The sequence below is a fragment of the Pseudomonas anuradhapurensis genome (assembly GCF_014269225.2).
GTDB classification, from domain to species: domain Bacteria; phylum Pseudomonadota; class Gammaproteobacteria; order Pseudomonadales; family Pseudomonadaceae; genus Aquipseudomonas; species Aquipseudomonas anuradhapurensis.
On record NZ_CP077097.1, the window covers coordinates 1,640,994 to 1,662,421 of the forward strand.

Annotated in this window: 21 protein-coding genes; 16 read left to right on the top strand and 5 right to left on the bottom strand. The window is 63.4% G+C overall.

All coding sequences use genetic code 11. The features are described from left to right. Together HU763_RS07650 and HU763_RS07655 are read left to right on the top strand one after the other, a co-directional pair. Entirely contained in the window at positions 1-675 is a 675-nt protein-coding gene (locus tag HU763_RS07650) for an HAD family hydrolase (protein WP_186689100.1), read from the top strand. Between the two features lie 6 nt (positions 676-681). Then, positions 682-1,671 (top strand): S49 family peptidase, encoded by a 990-nt coding sequence (locus HU763_RS07655; RefSeq protein WP_170028910.1) that lies wholly within the window; start codon positions 682-684, stop codon positions 1,669-1,671. Between the two features lie 37 nt (positions 1,672-1,708). Here HU763_RS07655 and HU763_RS07660 read toward each other — a convergent pair whose 3' ends face one another. Continuing rightward, a complete protein-coding gene (locus tag HU763_RS07660) occupies positions 1,709-2,287 on the bottom strand; it encodes a Maf family protein (RefSeq protein WP_186689102.1) in 579 nt (192 codons plus the stop codon). Positions 2,288-2,384: 97 nt separating this feature from the next. Here HU763_RS07660 and HU763_RS07665 point away from each other — a divergent pair, with 97 nt between their 5' ends. The 9 genes from HU763_RS07665 to mltG all read left to right on the top strand — a co-directional run bounded on the left by HU763_RS07665 (position 2,385) and on the right by mltG (position 9,946). Further along, the gene (locus HU763_RS07665) at positions 2,385-2,912 is read left to right on the top strand and encodes a YceD family protein (protein ID WP_170028912.1); all 528 of its coding nucleotides are present in this window, start codon (positions 2,385-2,387) and stop codon (positions 2,910-2,912) included. 13 nt (positions 2,913-2,925) lie between these two features. Further along, positions 2,926-3,108: a 50S ribosomal protein L32 gene (gene rpmF / locus HU763_RS07670; RefSeq protein ID WP_010223221.1), complete on the top strand. Its 183-nt coding sequence runs from the start codon at positions 2,926-2,928 to the stop codon at positions 3,106-3,108. Positions 3,109-3,111: 3 nt separating this feature from the next. After that, positions 3,112-4,122 (top strand): phosphate acyltransferase PlsX, encoded by a 1,011-nt coding sequence (gene plsX / locus HU763_RS07675; RefSeq protein ID WP_170028913.1) that lies wholly within the window; start codon positions 3,112-3,114, stop codon positions 4,120-4,122. A gap of 252 nt (positions 4,123-4,374) precedes the next feature. Then, positions 4,375-5,313, top strand: coding sequence for an ACP S-malonyltransferase (gene fabD / locus HU763_RS07680; RefSeq protein WP_186689105.1), 939 nt, complete (start codon positions 4,375-4,377; stop codon positions 5,311-5,313). 15 nt (positions 5,314-5,328) lie between these two features. Next, positions 5,329-6,069 carry a 3-oxoacyl-ACP reductase FabG gene (gene fabG, locus HU763_RS07685; protein ID WP_003247160.1) on the top strand — a complete coding sequence of 247 codons (741 nt, stop codon included), beginning with the start codon at positions 5,329-5,331 and terminating at the stop codon, positions 6,067-6,069. A gap of 202 nt (positions 6,070-6,271) precedes the next feature. Then, on the top strand, positions 6,272-6,508 hold the full coding sequence (acpP, locus tag HU763_RS07690; protein WP_016715141.1) for an acyl carrier protein: 237 nt from the start codon (positions 6,272-6,274) through the stop codon (positions 6,506-6,508). Positions 6,509-6,694: 186 nt separating this feature from the next. Then, positions 6,695-7,939 (top strand): beta-ketoacyl-ACP synthase II, encoded by a 1,245-nt coding sequence (gene fabF, locus HU763_RS07695; RefSeq protein WP_170028915.1) that lies wholly within the window; start codon positions 6,695-6,697, stop codon positions 7,937-7,939. Beyond that, positions 7,939-8,754 carry an aminodeoxychorismate lyase gene (gene pabC, locus HU763_RS07700; RefSeq protein ID WP_186689107.1) on the top strand — a complete coding sequence of 272 codons (816 nt, stop codon included), beginning with the start codon at positions 7,939-7,941 and terminating at the stop codon, positions 8,752-8,754. Before fabF ends, pabC begins: the two co-directional genes overlap by 1 nt. 4 nt (positions 8,755-8,758) lie before the next feature. After that, entirely contained in the window at positions 8,759-9,946 is a 1,188-nt protein-coding gene (mltG, locus tag HU763_RS07705) for an endolytic transglycosylase MltG (protein WP_186689109.1), read from the top strand. An 85-nt stretch (positions 9,947-10,031) separates the two neighbouring features. On the opposite strand, the gene HU763_RS07710 is transcribed toward mltG, so the two are convergent. From HU763_RS07710 to HU763_RS07720, 3 genes are all read right to left on the bottom strand, one after another. Beyond that, positions 10,032-11,396, bottom strand: coding sequence for an MFS transporter (locus tag HU763_RS07710; RefSeq protein WP_186689111.1), 1,365 nt, complete (start codon positions 11,394-11,396; stop codon positions 10,032-10,034). A gap of 99 nt (positions 11,397-11,495) precedes the next feature. After that, complete coding sequence (locus HU763_RS07715; protein ID WP_186689113.1) at positions 11,496-13,079, bottom strand: aldehyde dehydrogenase (NADP(+)); 1,584 nt, start codon at positions 13,077-13,079, stop codon at positions 11,496-11,498. 101 nt (positions 13,080-13,180) lie between these two features. Next, on the bottom strand, positions 13,181-14,125 hold the full coding sequence (locus HU763_RS07720) for a LysR family transcriptional regulator (protein WP_170028920.1): 945 nt from the start codon (positions 14,123-14,125) through the stop codon (positions 13,181-13,183). Positions 14,126-14,239: 114 nt separating this feature from the next. On the opposite strand from HU763_RS07720, the gene HU763_RS07725 reads away from it, so the two are divergent. After that, positions 14,240-15,442: a fumarylacetoacetate hydrolase family protein gene (locus tag HU763_RS07725; protein WP_170028921.1), complete on the top strand. Its 1,203-nt coding sequence runs from the start codon at positions 14,240-14,242 to the stop codon at positions 15,440-15,442. A gap of 97 nt (positions 15,443-15,539) precedes the next feature. Continuing rightward, the gene (locus HU763_RS07730; RefSeq protein WP_186689115.1) at positions 15,540-17,327 is read left to right on the top strand and encodes an IlvD/Edd family dehydratase; all 1,788 of its coding nucleotides are present in this window, start codon (positions 15,540-15,542) and stop codon (positions 17,325-17,327) included. A gap of 114 nt (positions 17,328-17,441) precedes the next feature. On the opposite strand, the gene HU763_RS07735 is transcribed toward HU763_RS07730, so the two are convergent. Next, entirely contained in the window at positions 17,442-18,278 is an 837-nt protein-coding gene (locus HU763_RS07735) for a deoxynucleotide monophosphate kinase family protein (RefSeq protein WP_225931934.1), read from the bottom strand. 177 nt (positions 18,279-18,455) lie between these two features. On the opposite strand from HU763_RS07735, the gene HU763_RS07740 reads away from it, so the two are divergent. The 3 genes from HU763_RS07740 (at position 18,456) to HU763_RS07750 (ending at position 21,361) form a co-directional block, all read left to right on the top strand. Next, positions 18,456-19,442, top strand: a complete 987-nt coding sequence (locus HU763_RS07740) for a DNA polymerase III subunit delta' (RefSeq protein WP_170034086.1) — start codon at positions 18,456-18,458, stop codon at positions 19,440-19,442. A gap of 30 nt (positions 19,443-19,472) precedes the next feature. Beyond that, positions 19,473-20,255: a TatD family hydrolase gene (locus HU763_RS07745; RefSeq protein WP_186689117.1), complete on the top strand. Its 783-nt coding sequence runs from the start codon at positions 19,473-19,475 to the stop codon at positions 20,253-20,255. A gap of 470 nt (positions 20,256-20,725) precedes the next feature. Beyond that, positions 20,726-21,361, top strand: a complete 636-nt coding sequence (locus tag HU763_RS07750; RefSeq protein WP_170028924.1) for a TetR/AcrR family transcriptional regulator — start codon at positions 20,726-20,728, stop codon at positions 21,359-21,361. The last annotated feature ends 67 nt before the right edge of the window (positions 21,362-21,428 follow it).

The following is a 21,428-nucleotide window of genomic DNA, read 5'->3' on the forward strand; positions in this document are numbered from 1 at the left end:
ATGAAAAAGGGCTATGAGCTACTGATCTTCGACTGGGATGGCACGTTGGCCGACTCCATCGGGCGCATCGTCGAGGCCATGAACGCCGCCGCCGAGCGTGCCGGCGAGGGGCAAAGCAGCGATGATGCGATCAAGGGCATCATCGGCCTGGCCCTGGGCGAGGCGATCCACACCCTGTACCCGCACCTGGCGCCTGCACAAGTCGAAAGCTTCCGTCAGCACTATGCCGATATCTACATGGCCCTGGATCAGCAGCCCTCGCCGCTGTTCGATGGCGTGGTGGAGTCGCTGGATGCCTTCCGTGCCGAGGGTTACCGCCTGGCGGTGGCCACCGGCAAGGCACGCCGTGGGCTGGACCGGGTGCTCAAGGCCAATGGTTGGGAGCAGTTCTTCGACATCACCCGCGCCGCCGACGAGACCCGTGGCAAGCCGCACCCGCGCATGCTCGAGGAAATTCTCGGTCATTGTGGTGTCGAAGCGGGGCGTGCGCTGATGATCGGCGATTCGGCGTTCGACCTGCAGATGGCCAGCAATGCCGGCATGCATTCGGCGGCCGTGGGCTATGGTGCCATGTCGCTGCAGGCGCTGGCCGAGTTCGGGCCGCAGGTATGCATCGATCACTTTTCCCAGTTGCGCGAGTGGCTGGGCGGTTCCGCAATTCCTTTTCCAAGGTAGGTAAGCATGGCAGACGAATGGAAAGCCCCTGAGACCGAACCCGACGAGCGCGAAGCGCGCAACAGCTGGCGGCTGCTGGAAAAGACCCTGTTGGCGAACGTCCAGGAGCATCGCCGGACGCGTCGCTGGGGGATCTTCTTCAAGCTGCTGACCTTCGTCTACCTGTTCGGCATCCTGGCGTTGTTCACGCCGCTGATGGACATGGACAAGGCCGCGTCGCGCAATGTCAGCCATACCGCGTTGGTCGAAGTGCGCGGCATGATTGCCGATCAGGAGTCGGCCAGCGCCGACAACATCGTCAAGGGCTTGCGCGAGGCGTTCAAGGACAGCAAGACCAAGGCGGTAGTGCTGCGTATCAACAGCCCGGGTGGCAGCCCGGTGCAGGCGGGCTACGTGTATGACGAAATCCGCCGCCTGCGCGCCGAGTATCCGGCCATCAAGCTGTATGCGGTGATCACTGACCTGGGCGCTTCCGGTGCTTACTACATTGCCAGTGCGGCGGACGAGATCTACGCCGACAAGGCCAGCCTGGTGGGCTCCATCGGCGTGACGGCGGCGGGTTACGGCTTTGTTGGCACCATGGAGAAGCTGGGCGTCGAGCGGCGGGCCTATACCTCGGGCGAGCACAAGGCCTTCCTCGACCCGTTCTCGCCGGAAAAACCTGACGAGACCCGCTTCTGGCAAGGTGTGCTGGATGTCACCCACAAGCAATTCATCGCCATGGTCAAGCAAGGGCGCGGCGAACGCCTGAAGGACAAGGACCACCCTGAGCTGTTCAGTGGCCTGGTCTGGTCGGGTGAGCAGGCCAAGGAGCTGGGCTTGGTCGATGGGCTGGGCAGTGCCAGCTACGTGGCGCGGGAAATCGTTGGCGAAAAAGAGCTGGTGGATTTCACCGTGCAGGAATCGCCGCTCGATCGCTTCTCCAAGCGCGTAGGGGCCAGCGTGGCCGAGCACCTGGCCATGTGGATGGGGTTCCAGGGGCCGCAGTTGCGCTGAACCGAGATTGCCGGGGCCGCAACGCGGCCCTAGGGTCTCAAGGGATGGCCATGCCTTCCCTGGTCAGCATATCCACCAGCCGAATCAAAGGCAGCCCGATCAGGCTGGTCGCATCGCACCCGTGCGTGCTCTGGAACAGGCTCACCCCCAGCCCCTCCGCCTTGAAGCTGCCAGCGCAATCCAGCGGCTGTTCTGCCGCCACATAGCGCTCCACCTGCTCGCGGCTCAGTTCACGCAATGTCACGGTAAACGGCACGCAATCCACCTGGCATTGCCCGGTGGCGCTGTTCAGTAGTGCCAGCCCGGTCAGAAAACTCACCTGTTGCCCGCTGCACTCCAGCAATTGCTCGCAGGCGCGCTCGAAGGTGTGCGGCTTGCCCAGTACCTGTTCGCCCAGCACCGCAACCTGGTCCGAACCAATGATCAGGTGTGCGGGGTGGCTGCTGGCCAGCGCTTGTGCCTTCTGCCTGGCCAGGCGCCGCACCAGGTCCGCTGCTGGTTCGCCAGGCAGGCGCTGTTCGTCTATGTCAGGGCTTGCCCAGCTGAAGGGCAGGCGCAGCCGTGCGAGCAGTTCGCGGCGATAGGCAGAGCTGGAAGCCAGTAACAGAGGAAGCATGGTAGACTCCTGGATCGGTTGAACCAAATTCTATCACGCACGATGCCGCCGAATTTCCTTTGACAGGGGCGGGGGGCATCCCTAGAATGCTGCGCCTATGTTGAATGACCCGATTCCACCTCACGTTGACCCGCGCAAATTGGCTGATCGCGGCGTAACCATCAACGGTTCGCTGCAACTCGCTGATTTGGAAAGACTCTGCGACCCGCTTTCCGACAATGTCGGTACGGTGCAGGCGAAGTTCGATTTTGAACGAGATGAACAGCACGTAGTGGTTATCCACAGCGAGCTGGACGTCGAGGTCAAGATGGTTTGCCAGCGTTGTCTTGAGCTGGTCACCCTGCCGATCCACAGCGAATGTACATACGCCGTGGTGAAGGAGGGTGCGAATACCCAGTCGTTGCCGAAAGGCTATGACGTGCTGGAACTGGGCGAAGATCCATTGGATCTGCAGGCATTGATCGAGGAAGAGCTTCTGCTCGCCTTGCCGATCGTGCCTGCTCACCATCCGGAAGAATGCCAGCAGCCGGCGGGCGCAGACGAGCCCGAATCGAGCAAGGACGAGGTATCGCGGTCCAACCCGTTCAGTGTTTTGGCGCAGTTAAAGCGTGACCCAAACGTTTAGGAGTTAATCAATTATGGCTGTTCAGCAGAACAAAAAATCCCGCTCTGCCCGTGACATGCGCCGTTCGCACGACGCCCTGTCGGAAAACGCGCTGTCGGTAGAGAAAACCACCGGTGAAGTACACCTGCGTCACCACGTTTCGCCAGAAGGCGTATACCGTGGTCGCAAAGTGATCGACAAGGGCGCTGACGAGTAATCCTTGTCCGCTCAGATCATCGCGATCGACGCAATGGGCGGGGACTTCGGTCCCCGCAGCATTGTCCAGGCTAGCATTGCCTGCCTTTCGGCTACTCCCTCGCTGCACCTGACCCTCGTCGGTCAACCCTCCCTCCTTGAAGATCTTGTCAGCGGCCTTGCGGCTGCGGATCGCGCGCGCCTGCAAATTGTGGCCGCCAGCGAGGTGGTCGGCATGGATGAGCGGCCGTCCCAGGCGCTGCGTGGCAAGCCCGACTCGTCGATGCGCATCGCCCTCGAACTGGTGCGCGATGGCAAGGCGCAGGCCTGTGTCAGTGCCGGCAACACTGGTGCGTTGATGGCGCTGTCGCGGTTCGTGCTCAAGACCCTGCCGGGTATCGATCGGCCGGCCATGGTGGCGGCGATCCCGACCCAGTCCGGCTATTGCCAGCTGCTCGACCTGGGGGCCAACGTCGACTGCAGTGCGGAAAACCTCTACCAGTTCGCCGTGATGGGCTCGGTGGCTGCGCAAGCCCTGGGCGTGCACAGGCCGCGCGTGGCGCTGCTGAACATCGGCACCGAGGACATCAAGGGCAACCAGCAGGTCAAGCTGGCGGCCAGCCTGTTGCAGAACGCTCGCGGGCTCAACTATGTGGGCTTCGTCGAGGGCGATGGGTTGTATCGTGGCGAGGCGGACGTGGTGGTTTGCGACGGCTTCGTCGGCAACATCCTGCTCAAGTCCAGTGAGGGCCTGGCAACGATGATCGGTGCGCGCATCGAGCAGTTGTTCAAGGGTGGCGTGTTGGCGCGGATGGCCGGGGCCATGGCGATGCCGCTGCTCAAGCGTCTGCAGGCCGACCTGGCGCCAGCGCGGCACAATGGGGCGAGCTTCCTCGGGTTGCAGGGCATCGTCATCAAGAGCCATGGCTCGGCGGGCGTGCAGGGCTTCCAGAGTGCCATCCAGCGGGCGTTGATCGAAATCCAGGAGAACCTGCCGCAGCGTTTGCATGGGCGGTTGGAGGATTTGCTCCTGTAGCTGTGTCGGCCCCCTTCGCGGGCTTGCCCGCTCCCGCAGGATTGCCAGAGGGCTGAAGATTGTGGGGCGTCTGTGGGAGCGGGCAAGCCCGCGAAGGGGCCGACACAGGTAAACAAAGACTTTAGGCATATCGCCGATGAAGTGCTTAAATGTGACCGCTCAGGTGGAGTCTCCATCCAAGCTTTCAGATTCCGCGCCTGGCCCAGGGCCTGGCGCACCCTATCCGACGACAAGATCATAAGGGCTTGTTCAATGTCTGCATCTCTCGCATTCGTCTTTCCCGGTCAAGGTTCCCAGTCGCTGGGCATGCTCGCCGAGCTCGGCGCCGAGAAGCCAGTGATCATCGAGACCTTCAAGGAAGCCTCCGAGGCGCTCGGTTACGACCTGTGGAAGCTGGTCCAGCAAGGCCCGGAAGAACAGCTCAACCAGACCGACAAGACCCAGCCGGCCATCCTCACCGCCTCCGTCGCGCTGTGGCGCCTGTGGCTGGAAGAGGGCGGTGCGCGGCCGGCGTTCGTTTGCGGTCATAGCCTGGGCGAGTACAGCGCCCTGGTTGCCGCTGGCAGCATCAGCTTGAAGGACGCCGTACGCCTGGTCGAACGCCGTGGCCAGCTGATGCAGGAAGCCGTGCCGGCCGGCCATGGTGCCATGGCTGCCATTCTCGGCCTGGATGACGACGTGGTGGTTGCAATCTGCGCCGAAGCGGCTGAAGACCAGGTGGTCAGCGCGGTCAACTTCAACTCGCCAGGCCAGGTGGTCATCGCCGGCAACAAGGCCGCGGTAGACCGTGCCATGGAGCTGTGCAAGGCCAAGGGTGCCAAGCGCGCCCTGCCGCTGGCGGTCAGCGTGCCGTCGCACTGCGCGCTGATGAAGCCGGCTGCCGAGCGCTTTGCCGAGTCGGTCAACGCCATCGAGTGGAAGGCCCCGCAGATTCCGGTTGTGCAGAACGTCACCGCCGCCGTCGCCGCTGACCTCGACGCCCTCAAGCAGGACCTGCTGGCGCAGCTGTACCAGCCGGTGCGCTGGGTCGAGTGCGTGCAGACCCTGGCGGCGAACGGTGCCGTCAACCTGGTCGAGTGCGGCCCAGGCAAGGTGCTGGCCGGCCTGAACAAGCGTTGCGCCGATGGTGTTACCACCTACAACCTCAATACCCCTGACGCCGTCGCCGCCACCCGTGCGGCGCTGGCCTGATTTGGAGAAGCTTGCATGAGCCTGCAAGGTAAAGTTGCATTGGTCACCGGCGCCAGCCGTGGCATTGGCCAGGCCATCGCCCTCGAGCTGGGCCGCCAGGGCGCGACCGTGATCGGTACCGCCACTTCGGCTTCCGGCGCCGAGCGCATCGCCGCCACCCTGAAGGAGCACGGCATCACCGGCACCGGCATGGAGCTGAACGTGACCAGCGCCGAATCGGTCGAGGCCGTGCTGGCCGCCATCGGCGAGCAGTTCGGTGCCCCCGCCATCCTGGTCAACAACGCCGGTATCACCCGTGACAACCTCATGCTGCGCATGAAGGACGACGAGTGGTTCGACGTGATCGACACCAACCTGAACAGCCTCTACCGTCTGTCCAAGGGCGTGCTGCGTGGCATGACCAAGGCGCGTTGGGGTCGTATCATCAGCATCGGCTCGGTCGTCGGTGCCATGGGTAACGCCGGCCAGGCCAACTACGCGGCCGCCAAGGCGGGCCTCGAAGGTTTCAGCCGCGCCCTGGCGCGTGAAGTGGGCTCGCGCGGTATCACCGTCAACTCGGTGACCCCGGGCTTCATCGACACCGACATGACCCGCGAACTGCCGGAAGCGCAGCGTGAAGCGCTGCAGACCCAGATCCCGCTGGGCCGCCTGGGCCAGGCCGACGAAATCGCCAAGGTGGTTTCGTTCCTGGCATCCGACGGCGCAGCCTACGTCACCGGCGCTACCGTGCCGGTCAACGGCGGGATGTACATGTAACACAGCAACTCAATGTGACGGATTTCGTAAAAAAAGAGTCATACTGCGAGCCTAAAATCCGTTATAAAGCTGCAACCAGATTCCAGGCAGTGGGTACGGTGACTGGCCTGAAAGTGCGTTTAGCTTGAAAAGCGAACGTCTTTCTATAAAATTAGCCACCGGCCAGCTGCCTGACATATATCCATTAGGAGTAAACCTAGGTATGAGCAACATCGAAGAACGCGTCAAGAAAATCGTCGCCGAGCAACTGGGCGTCAAGGAAGAGGAAGTGACTCTCGAGAAGTCCTTCGTCGATGACCTGGGTGCCGATTCGCTTGACACCGTTGAGCTGGTGATGGCTCTGGAAGAGGAATTCGAGACCGAAATCCCTGACGAAGAAGCCGAGAAGATCACTACCGTTCAAGCTGCCGTAGACTACGTCAAAGCCCACCAGGCCTAAGACGCTCCAGTCGACGCTACTTGTCGGGGAAAACCGCACTGCCTTCGCCGGCGTGCGGTTTTTTCTTTGCGAGCGCCCGTATTTTCCAGGCTGCCTCGTTCACCGCGTACCAAGAGCCTGTTGCCATTTCATTCCTGCGCTTGAATGCAATGGCAAGAGACTCTGTTATTAGAAAAGGAGAGTACTGTGTCGCGTAGACGCGTCGTGGTCACCGGTATGGGTATGCTATCGCCACTGGGTACCGATGTACCGAGCACCTGGCAGGGCATTCTGGCTGGCCGCAGTGGCATCGGTCCGATCGAGCATACGGACCTGTCTGCCTACTCCACCCGTTTTGGCGGCTCGGTGAAAGGCTTCGAGGTCGAGCAATACCTGTCGGCCAAGGAGGCCCGCAAGCTCGACCTGTTCATCCAGTACGGCCTGGCGGCCGGTTTCCAGGCGGTGCGTAATGCCGGCCTGGAAGTCACCGACGCCAACCGCGAGCGGATTGGCGTAGCCATGGGCTCGGGTATCGGCGGCCTGACCAACATCGAAGAAACCAGCCGCACCCTGCACGATTCGGGGCCGCGTCGCATTTCGCCGTTCTTCGTGCCGGGCTCGATCATCAACATGATCTCCGGCTTCCTGTCGATTCACCTGGGCCTGCAGGGGCCGAACTATGCCATCGCCACGGCGTGCACCACCGGCACCCACTGCATCGGCATGGCCGCGCGCAACATCGCCTACGGTGAAGCTGACGTGATGATCGCCGGTGGCGCCGAAATGGCTGCCTGCGGCCTGGGCATGGGCGGTTTCGGTGCCTCGCGTGCACTGTCCACCCGCAACGACGAGCCAAGCCGGGCCAGCCGTCCGTGGGACAAGGGCCGTGACGGCTTCGTGCTGTCCGACGGTGCCGGTGCCCTGGTGCTTGAAGAGCTGGAGCACGCCAAGGCGCGTGGTGCCACCATCTATGCCGAGCTGGTCGGCTTCGGCATGAGCGGTGATGCCTACCACATGACATCGCCGCCCGACACCGGTGAAGGCGCTGCCCGCTGCATGGCCAACGCCCTGCGCGATGCCGGCATCCAGCCGGAAGAGGTCAGCTACATCAACGCCCATGGCACCTCCACCCCGGCGGGCGACATCGCTGAAGTCGCAGCGATCAAGCGCGTGTTCGGCGAGCATGCCTACAAGCTGGCGGTCAGCTCGACCAAGTCGATGACCGGCCACCTGCTGGGCGCTGCCGGTGCGGTGGAAGCGATCTTCAGCGTCCTGGCCATCAACAGCCAGATGGCGCCGCCTACCATCAACCTGGACGAGCCGGACGAAGGTTGCGACCTCGACTTCGTGCCGCACCAGGCGCGCAGCATGCCGATCGACGTGGTGCTGTCCAACTCGTTCGGTTTCGGCGGTACCAACGGTTCGCTGGTGTTCCGCCGGTTCGCCGGTTGATGCACAGCTGGATCGACGGCCAGCCAGCGGCTGCAGTCAACCTGCAGAACCGCGGTCTGGCCTACGGCGATGGCCTGTTCGAGACCATCGCCGTGCGTGGCGGCCGGCCCAGCCTGCTGGACGGCCACCTCGCCCGCCTGGCGCTGGGTTGCCAGCGCCTGGCGATCGATGCCGACCTGGCACTGGTGCGCGACGAACTCCTGCGCTATGCCAGCCAGCTCGGTGATGGCGTTGCCAAACTCATCATTACCCGTGGTGACAGCCAGCGCGGCTATGCGCCGGTTGCCGGTGCCATGCCGCGACGTATCCTGCAGGGCGGCCCGTTACCCAGCTATCCTGTCGAACATGCCGAGCGCGGCGTGCGGCTGTTCCTGTGCCAGACCCGGCTTGGCGAGCAACCCCTGCTGGCCGGGCTGAAGCACCTCAACCGCCTGGAGCAGGTGCTGGCCCGTGCCGAATGGCAGGACAGCGAACATGCCGAAGGGCTGATGCGCGATGGGCAGGGCAGGCTGATCGAAGGGGTGTTCAGCAATCTGTTCCTGGTGCGCGACAGCAAGCTGTTCACGGCTGACCTCAGCCGTTGCGGCGTCGCTGGCGTGATGCGCGCGGCGTTGCTGCAACAGGCGGCGCTGCAGGGCATCCCGCTGCAGGTATGCGACCTGCCGTTCGAGGCGCTGGAACAGGCCGATGAAGTATTTGTTTGCAATAGTGTCTACGGTGTCTGGCCCGTGCGTGGCATCGCCGCGCTAAACTGGTCGCCGGGCCCGCTCACCCGTAAACTGCAGGCCGTTGCCCGTACGTTACTGGAAACCTGAATTCGTGAGACGCAAATTCCTGCTGCTGCTGGAAATGAGCTTGATCCTTGCCGGCCTGGCCGTTGGCTGGTCGGCCTGGAAGGTCAACTCGGTCCTGCAGCAGCCCTTGCACGTGACGCAGGAACGCCTGCTCGACGTGCCCAATGGCACCAACCCCAACCGCATGTTCTATCGCATGCAGAACGAAGGGTTGCTGGACGACGCTGTCTGGTTGCGCCTGTACTGGCGGTTCAATATGGCCGGTACGCCCCTGCACACCGGCGAGTACCGCCTGACCCCCGGCATGACCGTCGAGCAGCTGTTCGATGCCTGGCGGCGGGCCGACGTGGTGCAGTACAACCTCACCCTGGTCGAGGGCTGGACCTTCCGCCAGGTGCGGGCTGCCGTGGCCAGGCATGAAAAGCTCAAGCACACCCTGGACGGCCTGTCGGATGCAGAGGTGATGGACAAGCTCGGCCATACCGGTGTGTTCCCCGAAGGGCGCTTCTTCCCCGACACCTACCGCTTCGTGCGGGGCATGAGCGACGTCGAGCTGCTGCAGCAGGCGTACATGCGCCTGGATGAAGTGCTGGCCAAGGAGTGGGCGGAGCGCGCCACCGACCTGCCGTACCGCGACCCGTACCAGGCGCTGATCATGGCCTCGCTGGTGGAGAAGGAAACCGGTATTCCCCAGGAGCGCGGGCAGATCGCCGGGGTCTTCGTGCGGCGCCTGCGCCTGGGCATGATGCTGCAGACCGACCCGACGGTGATCTACGGCATGGGTGAGCGCTACAACGGCAAGATCACGCGTGCCGACCTGCGCGAGCCGACGCCGTACAACACCTACACCATGACCGGGTTGCCGCCGACGCCGATTGCCATGGTCGGCCGCGAGGCGATTCATGCGGCGCTCAACCCGTCGGATGGCACCAGCCTGTACTTCGTCGCCCGTGGCGATGGCAGCCATGTGTTTTCCGACGACCTCGACGACCACAACTCGGCGGTGCGCGAATTCCAGCTCAAGCGCCGTGCGGACTACCGCTCCAGCCCCGCGCCACAGCCCCAGCCGGGGGCCAACGCGGGCGCGTCGCCTGAAGCGCCAGCGGCGGATGAGCCGGCCGAGCAGCCCGCGCCCGATCAACCGCCTGAGCAGGACGCCCCGGTCGGCGGCGCGCAAGCAGCCGAACGGCCGAAGCCTGACGAACAACCTTGAGGGCTGCCGGTGTGCCAGGCGAGCCGATGTTCGCGCTCGTCGAGCGCCGACATCGGCAGCGCCTGGCGCAGGCTTGCGCCTTCGCTCATGCTACCTCCAGCAACTGCGCGCGGGGCTGCGCGTCGGGCCGCTTCAGCATCACCGCCGGGATCGCCATGACCAGTGCGCCGCTGATGAACAGGCACAGGCCTAGCACATAGGTGCCGTTGTTGATGTCGCCGGTGAGGTTCTCTGCCACGGCTGTGATCATCGAACCGGTGAAACCGGACAGGTTGCCGAAAGCGTTGATCATGCCAATGCCAGCCGCAGCAGCGACACCTGAGAGCACTGTGCCCGGCAGCGTCCAGAAGATAGGCATCAGGCTGAGCACCCCTGATGCAGCGACGGTCAGGAACAGGATTGAAAGCACGACGTCATGTGCGAAGGCTGCACTGAGGATCAGTCCGCAGCCACCGATGAACGCCGGGATCGCAGCATGCAGCCGCCGTTCGCCAGTGCGGTTGGAGTGGCGTGCGTTGAGGAACATGGCAATTACCGCCACGCTATAGGGGATGGCGGTCAGCAAGCCGATTTCCAGGCTGCTGGTCACTCCCGCACTCTTGATGATCGATGGCATCCAGAAGGCCAGGCCATAGAAGCCTGTGTTGAAAGTCAGCAGGATGAATACCAGCAGCCAGACTCGTGGGCTGAAGAAGGCATCCTTCAGGCGCGAAACCTTGCCGTGCGCATCTTGCTTCAGGTTGGCCTTGAGCAGTTCCTTTTCTTGCTGGGACAACCAGGCAGCCTTGTCGATGTTGTCGCACAAGCAGCCAAAAACGATTGCCGCCATGACCAGCGATGGTACGCCCTCGATCAGCAGCATCCACTGCCAGCCGGCCATACCGTGCCAGCCGTCCATGCTGGTCATCAGCCACCCCGACAAGATACCGCCTAGCGTCAGGCTGACAGGCAGTGCCATCAGGAACCCAGACATCACTCGGCTTTGGCGATGGGTGGGGAACCAGTAGTTGAGGTAAAGAATCACGCCTGGGAAGAAGCCGGCCTCACAGATGCCGAGCAGGAAACGCAGCACGTAGAACATTGTGCTGGACTCGACGTGGAAGAACGAGGCGAGGGGTTGGGTAAACGCGACAGCCATGGAGACGATGGCCCAGCTCAGCATGATGCGGGCAATCCAGAACCGGGCGCCGTATCGATGCAGCAGCAGGTTGCTCGGGACCTCAAACAGAAAATAGCCCCAGAAGAAAACGCTGGCGCCGAGGGCATAGACGGTATTACTGAATTGCAGATCCTCCAGCATGCTCAGTTTCGCGAACCCGATATTCACCCGGTCGAGATAGGCAGCCATGTAACACAGCAACAGGACCGGCAGGATGCGGACGATTACTTTGCGATAGGTGCGATCCTCGAAAGCCTGATCGCGCACGGGGTCGACAACTTGATGATCCATAACCAGCCTCTTGGCATGTCGTGCATGCCTGATTGTTGTTATTGAAAGAGCACCGGGCACGACCGCACCCGGTGGTGTTGCGCCTGTGAGTAACAGTGTTCAGTGAATCGGTTCGCGGGTGGGCTGGCCATCGACCAGTCTCAGCAGCCTCAGTGGGTTGGCGTCGCGCAGTGCCTCGGGAAGCAGTGCGTCGGGAAAATTCTGGTAGCACACCGGACGCAGGAAGCGCTCTATCGCCAGCGTGCCGACCGAGGTGCCACGGCTATCCGAGGTGGCCGGATACGGGCCACCATGAACCATCGCCTCGCATACCTCGACGCCAGTCGGGTAACCGTTGACCAGCACCCGGCCAACCTTCTGTTCAAGCACCGTTACCAAAGACGCGGCTTGCGCCAGGTCGCCGGGCTCGCCAATCAGCGTGGCGGTCAGTTGGCCGCCAAGTGCGTGCAACGCTGCGACCAGCTGCTCTTGATCAGCCAGTTCAACCACCACCGTGGCCGGGCCGAAGATTTCTTCCTGCAGCAGCGGTTCACCGTCCAGCAGCAATTTCGCATCGGCCTGGAACAGTTGCGGCCAGGCCTGATTACCCTGCTGCTCGGCCCCGGCAAGCAGGCGGATGCCGGCCCGCGCCTTGAGGGTGGCCACACCCTGGGCGTAGCTGGCCAGGGTGCCGGCGTTGAGCATGGTTTGCGGCGCCTGTTCGGCCATCTGTGCGCTCAAGTGCTCGACGAAGGCGCTGAACTGCGCTGAGCGTACCCCCAGCACCAAGCCAGGATTGGTGCAGAACTGTCCACACCCCAATACCACCGAAGCCGTCAGTTCACGCGCCACGGCCTCGCCGCGAATCGCCAGTGCCTGGGGCAGGACCAGTACCGGGTTGATACTGCTCATTTCGGCGAATACCGGAATAGGCCGAGGTCGCGCCGCGGCCATATCGCACAAGGCCCGTCCGCCCTTGAGCGAGCCGGTGAAACCAACGGCCTGAATGTCCGGGTGCCTGACCAGCGCCTCGCCGACCCTGCCGCCAAACACCATGTTGAATACACCAGCCGGCATCGCGCAGCGCTCAGCGGCGCCGACGATGGCCTCGGCCACCCATTGCGCCGTGGCCATGTGGCCGCTGTGTGCCTTGAACACCACTGGGCAGCCAGCGGCCAACGCTGCGGCGGTGTCGCCACCGGCCGTCGAGAATGCCAAGGGGAAGTTGCTGGCGCCAAAGACGGCGACCGGCCCCAGGCCCATGCGGCATTGGCGGATGTCCAGGCGCGGCAGGGGCAGACGCTCGGGTTGTGCACGATCAATGCGAGCGCCGGTGAAATCACCTCGGCGCAGTACCGTGGCGAACAGCCTCAGCTGGCCGCTGGTGCGCGCCCGCTCGCCCTGGATACGCGCTGGCGGCAAGGCCGTTTCACGGCATACGGTTTCGATGAAGTCATCCCCCAAGCCATCCAGTGCCTCGGCGATCGCATCGAGGAACTCGGCGCGCCGCTCGGCGGGCAGCGCCCGGTAGACTGGATAGGCTGCAGCCGCCGCACGGGCAGCGGCGTCCACCTCCTGTTCAGTGGCTTGATAAAACGCACCGGGCAGCGCCTGTCCGGTGCGCGCATCGATGCTGTAGAGGGTCGCCTGGCCAGTAGCGCGGCGGCTCCCGCCGATGAATTGTTGGCCTGCGTGTAGCGTCATGGATGATTCCTCGGCGTTACGGAAGACATGGGGCGCTAATCTAGGTGGCTCAGTGATTCTTGCCCAATGGCTTTTAGGGATCATCCGATAACGGAAGGTTATCAATCCTCCGAAACGCGACGCGCATGTGTCAGGAGAATCTCGGCGAACTCCAAGGCCGCGCCGCTCAAGGGCTCGCCTTTGCGGGTGAGAATGCCGTAGTCCTGGGGCGTCAGGTGCAGTGGCGTGTCAAGGTTGACCAGTACGCCACTGGCCAGGTGCGGCTCGACCATCGCCTGCGGCAGCATGCCGATCATTGGCCCGCCCAAAAGCACCTTGAGGAAGGTCTGCATGGAAATGGTATCGATGGTATTGCGCGGCACCGCTACGCCCGCCTGGGCGAAGGCCCGCTCCATGCGCCCGCGGATGGGCGTGCCCTTGGGGTACAGAATCCACGGCCACTCCAGCAGCTGCGGCAAGGTCACAGGCCCGGCATTGCTCAATGGGTGCTGGTCATTGACCACGAAGCAGAAGGGTTCTGGCGCCAGTGGCTGGAAGTCGAAGCGCTGGTGCTGCGACACGTCGGTGAAGCGGGCCACGGCCAGGTGCAGGATCTTGTCCTCGAGCATGGCCATCAGGTGATCGCTGGTCTGCTCCACCACCTCGATCGACAGCAATGGCTTGCGCTGCTTGATCTCGACGATGGCATCCGGCAGCGCCACGGCGGTGGCAGCAAAGATGCCGCCCACCTTCAAATGGCCGTGCCCCCCTTGGCGCAGGCTGTCGATCTGATCGACGAAGTTGCGCGCATCGTTCAGGGCGACCTGGGCATAGCGCAATACCTGCTCGCCCAACGCGGTGGGTGGCATGCTGCGTGGCAGGCGGTCGAACAGGGCGAAACCGAGCAAATTCTCGATTTCCTTGAGCATCTTGCTGATCGCCGGCTGGGTGAGGTTCATCTGCTGCGCCGCCAGGTGCATGTTGTGGGTGCGCCCAAGCGTGTCAATCAGCAACAGGTGGCGGAACTTGAGCCAGTTGCAGACGTGGGAGAAAGACAGGTCCGACATGTGATCCACCTTGTTGCAATAACCCAGTGTTATCGAATAGTGAAAAGATGCCATTGGAGTTTATCGCCTGGCATGCCTAGCGTGCAGTTTTCCTGTGCCGAGAGATTTGATGCCATGCCAATGACGCTCACCCCCGCCAATACCCTGCCCGAGGATGGCCTGACCGGCACCCTGATCGGTCGCGCCTGGACCCCCGGCGAACCTGGGGGCCCTTCGCTGATCACCTTGCGCACCGACGGCGTGTTCGATCTCTCCGAGCGTTTCGCCACCCTTAGCCAACTGCTCGAATGCGAAGACCCCGTGCAGGCCGTGCGCAGCACCCCGGGCCGCTTCCTGGGCAGCGTCGAAGCCTTGTTGGGCAATAGCGGCGCAGCGTTCGACGGCAACCAGCCCTACCTGCTTGCACCGGTCGACCTGCAGGTAATCAAGGCGGCAGGCGTGACCTTCGCTGCCAGCATGATCGAGCGGGTGATCGAAGAGCAGGCCGGTGGCGATGCCAACAAGGCCGAGGCCGTGCGTGCCACGGTGCGCTCGGCGATCGGCGACAACCTGCGGGCGGTGCGCCCAGGTTCACCGCAGGCCATGGCGCTCAAGGCGCTGTTGATCGAACAGGGCATGTGGTCGCAGTATCTGGAAGTGGGCATCGGCCCGGATGCCGAGGTGTTCACCAAGGCCCCGGTGCTGGCCGCGGTAGGCAGTGGCAGCGCCATTGGCGTGCACCCGCATTCGGCCTGGAACAACCCCGAGCCCGAGGTGGTGCTGGCGGTGGACAGCCGCGGCCGCATCCACGGCGCGACCCTGGGCAACGATGTCAACCTGCGCGACTTCGAGGGGCGCAGCGCGCTGCTGCTGAGCAAGGCCAAGGACAACAACGCCTCGTGCGCGGTGGGCCCGTTCATTCGTTTGTTCGACGAAACCTTCGACCTGGACGCGGTGCGCCGCTGCGTGGTCGACCTGGAAGTCGTGGGCAGCGACGGCTACCGCCTGGTCGGCAGCAGCTCGATGGACCAGATCAGCCGCGACCCAGAGGATCTGGTCCGGCAAACGCTCAATGAAAACCACCAGTACCCCGACGGTTTCCTGCTGTTCCTCGGCACGCTGTTCGCCCCGACCGAGGACCGTGACCTGCCGGGTGCGGGTTTCACCCACAAGCCTGGCGACCAGGTGCGCATCGCCAGCCCCTTGCTGGGCCAGTTGCACAACCAGGTCACCACGAGTGACAAGGCCCGCCCCTGGACCTTCGGCCTCGGCGCGTTGATGCGCAACCTGGCTGCCCGAGGGCTGCTGCACCGCTCTGTCGGGGAATACCGCCCTTGATGACGCGGTTGGCAGCGGCGCCTCAGTGGTGCATTGCGCTGCACATGCCAGCGTGTTGCAACGCTGACGGGTACCCATAAATACAAGAGAGAACGACATGACCGATACCGCGAAACGCCCGCTGCGCAGCCAGCAATGGTTCGACGACCCGAGCCACGCCGACATGACCGCGTTGTACGTCGAGCGCTACATGAACTACGGCCTGACCCGCGACGAACTGCAATCGGGACGGCCGATCATCGGCATCGCCCAGACCGGCAGTGACCTGACGCCCTGCAACCGCCACCACCTGGAACTGGCCCAGCGGGTCAAGGCGGGGATTCGCGATGCCGGCGGCATCCCCATGGAGTTCCCGGTGCACCCGATCGCCGAGCAGAGCCGCCGGCCAACCGCTGCGCTGGACCGCAACCTCGCCTACCTGGGCTTGGTGGAAATCCTCCACGGCTACCCGCTGGATGGCGTGGTACTGACCACCGGCTGTGACAAGACCACCCCAGCCTGCCTGATGGCCGCTGCCACCACGGACATGCCGGCCATCGTGCTGTCCGGCGGCCCGATGCTCGATGGCCACCACAAGGGCCAGCTGATCGGGTCGGGCACGGTGTTGTGGCATGCGCGCAACCTGATGGCCGCGGGCGCAATCGACTACGAAGGCTTCATGGAGATGACCACTGCCGCGTCGCCGTCGGTCGGCCATTGCAACACCATGGGCACGGCACTGTCGATGAACGCCCTGGCCGAGGCCCTGGGCATGTCGCTGCCAGGCTGCGCGAGCATCCCCGCGCCGTACCGCGAACGCGGGCAGATGGCCTACGCCACCGGGCGGCGCATCTGCGAGCTGGTGATGCAGGACGTGCGCCCGTCGTCGATCATGACCCGCGAGGCGTTCGAGAATGCCATCGCCGTGGCTTCGGCCCTGGGCGCTTCGAGCAACTGTCCACCGCACCTGATCGCTATCGCCCGGCATATGGGCATCGAGCTGTCGCTGGACGACTGGCAGCGCATCGGTGAGAACGTGCCGCTGCTGGTCAATTGCATGCCGGCGGGCAAATACCTGGGTGAAGGCTTCCACCGCGCGGGCGGCGTTCCGGCGGTGATGCATGAACTGCGCAAGGCCGGCCGTCTGCACGAGGAATGCGCGACGGTCAGCGGCAAGACCATCGGCGAGGTGGTTCGCGACGCAGTCACCAGCAATCGCGAGGTCATCCTGCCGTTCGATGCGCCACTCAAGCACAACGCCGGCTTCATCGTACTCAGCGGCAATTTCTTCGACAGCGCGATCATGAAGATGTCGGTGGTGGGCGAAGCCTTCCGCAAGACCTACCTGGCCGAACCGGGCAAGGAAAACAGCTTCGAGGCCAGGGCCATCGTGTTCGAGGGGCCGGAGGACTACCACGCGCGCATCGACGACCCCGCACTGGACATTGATGAGCGTTGCATCCTGGTGATTCGTGGCGCCGGCACCGTGGGTTACCCAGGCAGTGCCGAAGTGGTGAACATGGCGCCGCCGGCGGCACTGATCAAGAAAGGCATCGACTCGCTGCCGTGCCTGGGCGATGGCCGCCAGAGCGGCACCTCGGCCAGCCCTTCGATCCTCAACATGTCGCCGGAGGCGGCGGTGGGCGGCGGCCTGGCATTGCTGCAGACCAACGATTGGCTGCGCGTGGACCTCAACCAGCGGCGGGTCGACCTGCTGGTGGACGACGAAGAGGTGGCACGCCGACGTGCGGCCTGGAAGCCGAGCATCCCGGCCTCGCAGACGCCCTGGCAGGAACTCTATCGGCAACTCGTCGGGCAGTTGTCCACCGGCGGCTGCCTGGAGCCGGCGACGCTGCATATGCGTGTGATCGCCCGTGAAGGGGGGATGCCGCGGCATTCCCATTGAGTGGCCTTGCGGGGCTTGGGCTGCCTCCATGCCGAGCAACGGTGGCAGTCCACCCTGCAGCCATTTGCAGTGCAGCTGCCGGCATGGCTGGGTCGCGATGGTTCGGTATCTCGTTCATTGCCTCGCAGGCGACTTCTGACAAGCCCTTGCGGGCTGGCTTTGCTGCCATGCGTGCTGCACAGCTGCCTGCAGGTCACCCAGAGAACCCGCGTTGGTGATCAGCAGGTCACCGGGTGCCTGGGCAATGCCGTGTTCAGATGAATGCGCGTTCACCTTCGGAAGGTTTGGGCGAACGATGTGCCAGATCAGGCCGTTGTGGTGGCGAAGAAAAGCGGCTTCGTTTTCAAAGCGGATGTCCTTGAAGATCACGGTCGTGGCATCAGCAGGGATCTTGCTGCGCGGCTTCAGCTGTTCGAGAGGGCGCTTGGCACGACGGGTGTCATAGTCCGGGTACAAGGCGTATGCGTGGCGTTTGAGCAGATCGATGGCTTGCGCGGGAGAAAGACCCCAGGTGGGGTCCTGGCGGGCCAGCAGCTGCGGGTCTGACAGCTGCTCGTCCGTGAAATCAAAGATGGCTTGGGCGGCCAGGGTAAATGGAGTGTGGTTTGGCTTGGCAGGTGCGGCCTTGCGCGTACCGCTCCGTGCGGCCGCAGGTGGATTGATTTCGCGTTCCGCTCGGATCAGCCAGTGGTCTGGGTTATGATTGCGCATCCATTCGGTACCAACCGTCTGGAAGAATTCTCTTGGAGAGCGAGCCCACAGATCAATGGGCTGCTCCTTGATGTCATCGCACCATGTCTCGTCTTCGGTGAGACCAAACAGCGCCTGGCAGCCAAGCTTGAGAGGATCGGCAAGTGCGTAGGCAGCAACCCCCGGGTAGCTCAGCAGCATCGAAGCTACGGTGTCCTTACCTGACCGAGCCAGGGCTGCAAGGCCGATGATTGTTCGCATGTCGTACTCCCCGTTTGCTGCCCGAACTCCTGTATTTACTGGGCTTCAAGGGCGTTTACGTTTTCGAGAAAGGATTGTAACCCACAGTGTTTACGTTTGGTGAAACCCGAAAACATGATGCCACCCATGCCTGCCAAGGCGGCGGGCGCGGTTTGCCTGGCGACGGTATTGGCACCCGTGGCTGAGGTCTTCCCCTGGCAGCAGGCCCTCTGGCAACAACTGGCCGGCCGCAGCCAGCACGCGCATGCCTACCTGCTGCACGGGCCGCAGGGTATCGGCAAGCGGGCCCTGGCCGAGCGCCTGATGGCGCGCCTGCTGTGCCAGCAGCCCCAGGGCCTGGAGGCCTGCGGCGGGTGCAAGTCCTGCCTGCTGCTCAAGGCCGGCAGCCACCCGGACAACTTCGTTCTCGAACCCGAGGAAGCCGACAAGCCGATCAAGGTCGACCAGGTGCGCGAGCTGGTGGCTTTCGTGGTGCAGACGGCGCAGCTGGGTGGGCGCAAGGTGGTGCTGATCGAGCCGGTGGAGGCGATGAACGTCAACGCTTCCAACGCCTTGCTCAAGAGCCTCGAAGAGCCTTCCGGTGATACCGTGCTGCTGTTGGTCAGCCATCAGCCCAGTCGCTTGCTGCCGACCATCAAGAGCCGCTGCCAGCAGGTGGCCTGCCCGCAGCCCAGCCTGGCCCAGAGTCGGGCCTGGCTGGCAGGCGCGCTGGCCGACAGTGACGAGGCCGAGCGTGACGAGTTGCTGACGTTGGCCGCCGGTTCGCCGTTGATGGCCGTCAGCCTGCAGGCACAGGGCGTGCGCGAGCAGCGGGCGCTGGTGACCGACGGGGTGAAGAAGCTGCTCAAGCAGCAGCAATCGCCCAGCCAGTTGGCCGAGGCCTGGAACAACGTGCCGCTGTTGCTGCTGTTCGACTGGTTCTGCGATTGGGCGCACTTGATCCTGCGCTACCAATTGACCCAGGACGAGGAGGGGCTAGGCTTGGCCGATATGCGCAAGGTGGTGCAGTACCTGGCGCAGAAGAGCCGCCAGGCCAAGGTACTGGAGGTACAGGCGTGGCTCCTGGAGCAACGCCAGAAGGTGCTGGGCAAGGCCAACCTCAATCGCGCCCTGTTGCTTGAATCGCTGCTGGCTCATTGGCTGCAGTTGCCGGGCGCCCGCTGATTTTCATTTTTCCATGTGTGCCGTTATCCCATGCTCGTAGATTCCCATTGCCACCTCGACCGTCTTGACCTCAGCGCTCACCAGGGCTCGCTCGATGCTGCCTTGCAGGCGGCGCGTGAGCGCGGGGTCGGGCACTTTCTGTGTATCGGCGTCAGTGCCGAGAATGCCGCTGCGGTGAAGGCGCTGAGCGAACAGTACGCCGATGTCGACTGCTCGGTGGGCGTGCACCCACTGGACCTTGCACCTGGCGAGACCCCGGCGCTGGAGTGGCTGTTGCGCGAGCTGGCCCACCCGCATGTGGTGGCGATTGGCGAAACCGGGCTGGATTATCACTACGAGCCGGAGGCCGCCGAGCTGCAGCAGGCTTCGTTCCGCTTGCACCTGGAGGCGTCGCGGCAGACCGGCAAGCCGGTGATCGTGCACACCCGCGCGGCGCGCGCCGACACCTTGGCGCTGTTGCGCGAGGCTGCTCTGCCGCAGGCCGGCGTATTGCACTGCTTCACCGAAGACTGGGAGATGGCCAAGGCCGCGCTGGACCTGGGGTACTACATTTCCTTGTCTGGCATTGTCACGTTCCGCAATGCCGATGCCTTGCGTGAGGTGGCGCGGCAGGTGCCGGTCGATCGGCTGCTGGTGGAAACCGATTCGCCGTATCTGGCGCCGATTCCGTATCGCGGCAAACCGAACCTGCCGCAGTATGTGCGCGAGGTGGCGGAATATGTGGCTTCGTTGCGGGGGGCCAGCTATGAGCAACTGGCCGAGCAGACCACGGCCAACTTCAAGCGGTTGTTCCCATTGGCACGGGTGGCCTGATTCGGCAGGGCGTTGGGGTTGTGTGGGGGCGACAGGTGCCTGCCGCGCCAAATTCAGCGCCTGTGAGATCGAGCGCAACAAAACCCGAGGCATACCCTTGCCGCCCTCATGCAATCCCCCGAATCCCATCGCCCCGAGCCCCCGAAACGAAAAAAAACCCGGGTTCTGGGGGGGGAATCCGGGTTAAGACCATTAGGAGTAAAACAAAGGTACGCGGTCCCTGAGCACCTTTATCGGCGCGCCACTTGGGGGGGATGCGCCGCGCCAACACTTCTAGTATTGGCCAGGTTTGGCGCAGTGCCAGTGCCTGCTGGTCGTTTTTTAAACAGATTTGGAATACGTCGACGTTTCATTCCTCCCGCAGCGTATGGCCGTAAGCATCGTGAAACACAGACATGCTTGGATGATCCGTGCAATTTCCTGCAAGTTAGGCATAATAAACCGCTTCGATTGTCATCCAGCTCCTTCCTATGCAGAAAGAACCTCGTAAGGTCCGTGAGTTTCGCCGTCGCGAACAGGAAATCCTCGATACCGCGCTCAAACTGTTCCTCGAACAGGGTGAAGACAGCGTCACGGTCGAGATGATCGCCGACGCCGTGGGCATCGGCAAAGGCACGATCTACAAGCACTTCAAGTCCAAGGCGGAGATCTACCTGCGCCTTATGCTCGACTACGAGCGCGACCTGAACACGCTGTTGCACTCGGCCGATGTCGACCGCGACAAGGAAGCCCTGTCGCGCGCCTACTTCGAGTTCCGCATGCGCGACCCGCAGCGTTACCGGCTGTTCGACCGCCTGGAAGAAAAGGTGGTCAAGGGCAACCAGGTGCCGGAAATGGTCGGGCAATTGCACAAGATCCGTGCCTCCAACTTCGACCGCCTGACCCAGCTGATCGAAGGCCGTATCAGCGAAGGCAAGCTCGAAGACGTGCCGCCGTATTTCCACTACTGCGCTGCCTGGGCGCTGGTGCATGGCGCTGTGGCGCTGTACCACTCGCCGTTCTGGAGCAACGTGCTGGAGGATCAGGAAGGCTTCTTCCAATTCCTCATGGACATTGGCGTGCGCATGGGCAACAAGCGCAAGCGCGACCCGGAACCTTCCAACTGAAGCGTTCCGACGCTTCCTGCTGAAACCGTCATGGCGCGGGGCTTGCAAAAACCTGATTTATGAGTCA

Excerpts from the sequence above, each read along its gene's own strand:
- HU763_RS07650 (WP_186689100.1), top strand. The coding sequence starts at position 1 with ATGAAAAAGGGCTATGAGCTACTGATCTTCGACTGGGATGGCACGTTG.
- HU763_RS07710 (WP_186689111.1), bottom strand. The coding sequence starts at position 11,396 with ATGGATCATCAAGTTGTCGACCCCGTGCGCGATCAGGCTTTCGAGGAT.
- HU763_RS07730 (WP_186689115.1), top strand. The coding sequence starts at position 15,540 with ATGACCGATACCGCGAAACGCCCGCTGCGCAGCCAGCAATGGTTCGAC.
- pabC (WP_186689107.1), top strand. The coding sequence starts at position 7,939 with ATGCACAGCTGGATCGACGGCCAGCCAGCGGCTGCAGTCAACCTGCAG.
- HU763_RS07735 (WP_225931934.1), bottom strand. The coding sequence starts at position 18,278 with ATGCGAACAATCATCGGCCTTGCAGCCCTGGCTCGGTCAGGTAAGGAC.
- rpmF (WP_010223221.1), top strand. The coding sequence starts at position 2,926 with ATGGCTGTTCAGCAGAACAAAAAATCCCGCTCTGCCCGTGACATGCGC.
- HU763_RS07725 (WP_170028921.1), top strand. The coding sequence starts at position 14,240 with ATGCCAATGACGCTCACCCCCGCCAATACCCTGCCCGAGGATGGCCTG.
- HU763_RS07660 (WP_186689102.1), bottom strand. The coding sequence starts at position 2,287 with ATGCTTCCTCTGTTACTGGCTTCCAGCTCTGCCTATCGCCGCGAACTG.
- HU763_RS07720 (WP_170028920.1), bottom strand. The coding sequence starts at position 14,125 with ATGTCGGACCTGTCTTTCTCCCACGTCTGCAACTGGCTCAAGTTCCGC.
- fabG (WP_003247160.1), top strand. The coding sequence starts at position 5,329 with ATGAGCCTGCAAGGTAAAGTTGCATTGGTCACCGGCGCCAGCCGTGGC.
- fabD (WP_186689105.1), top strand. The coding sequence starts at position 4,375 with ATGTCTGCATCTCTCGCATTCGTCTTTCCCGGTCAAGGTTCCCAGTCG.
- acpP (WP_016715141.1), top strand. The coding sequence starts at position 6,272 with ATGAGCAACATCGAAGAACGCGTCAAGAAAATCGTCGCCGAGCAACTG.
- HU763_RS07655 (WP_170028910.1), top strand. The coding sequence starts at position 682 with ATGGCAGACGAATGGAAAGCCCCTGAGACCGAACCCGACGAGCGCGAA.
- HU763_RS07665 (WP_170028912.1), top strand. The coding sequence starts at position 2,385 with ATGTTGAATGACCCGATTCCACCTCACGTTGACCCGCGCAAATTGGCT.
- HU763_RS07750 (WP_170028924.1), top strand. The coding sequence starts at position 20,726 with ATGCAGAAAGAACCTCGTAAGGTCCGTGAGTTTCGCCGTCGCGAACAG.
- HU763_RS07745 (WP_186689117.1), top strand. The coding sequence starts at position 19,473 with ATGCTCGTAGATTCCCATTGCCACCTCGACCGTCTTGACCTCAGCGCT.
- HU763_RS07715 (WP_186689113.1), bottom strand. The coding sequence starts at position 13,079 with ATGACGCTACACGCAGGCCAACAATTCATCGGCGGGAGCCGCCGCGCT.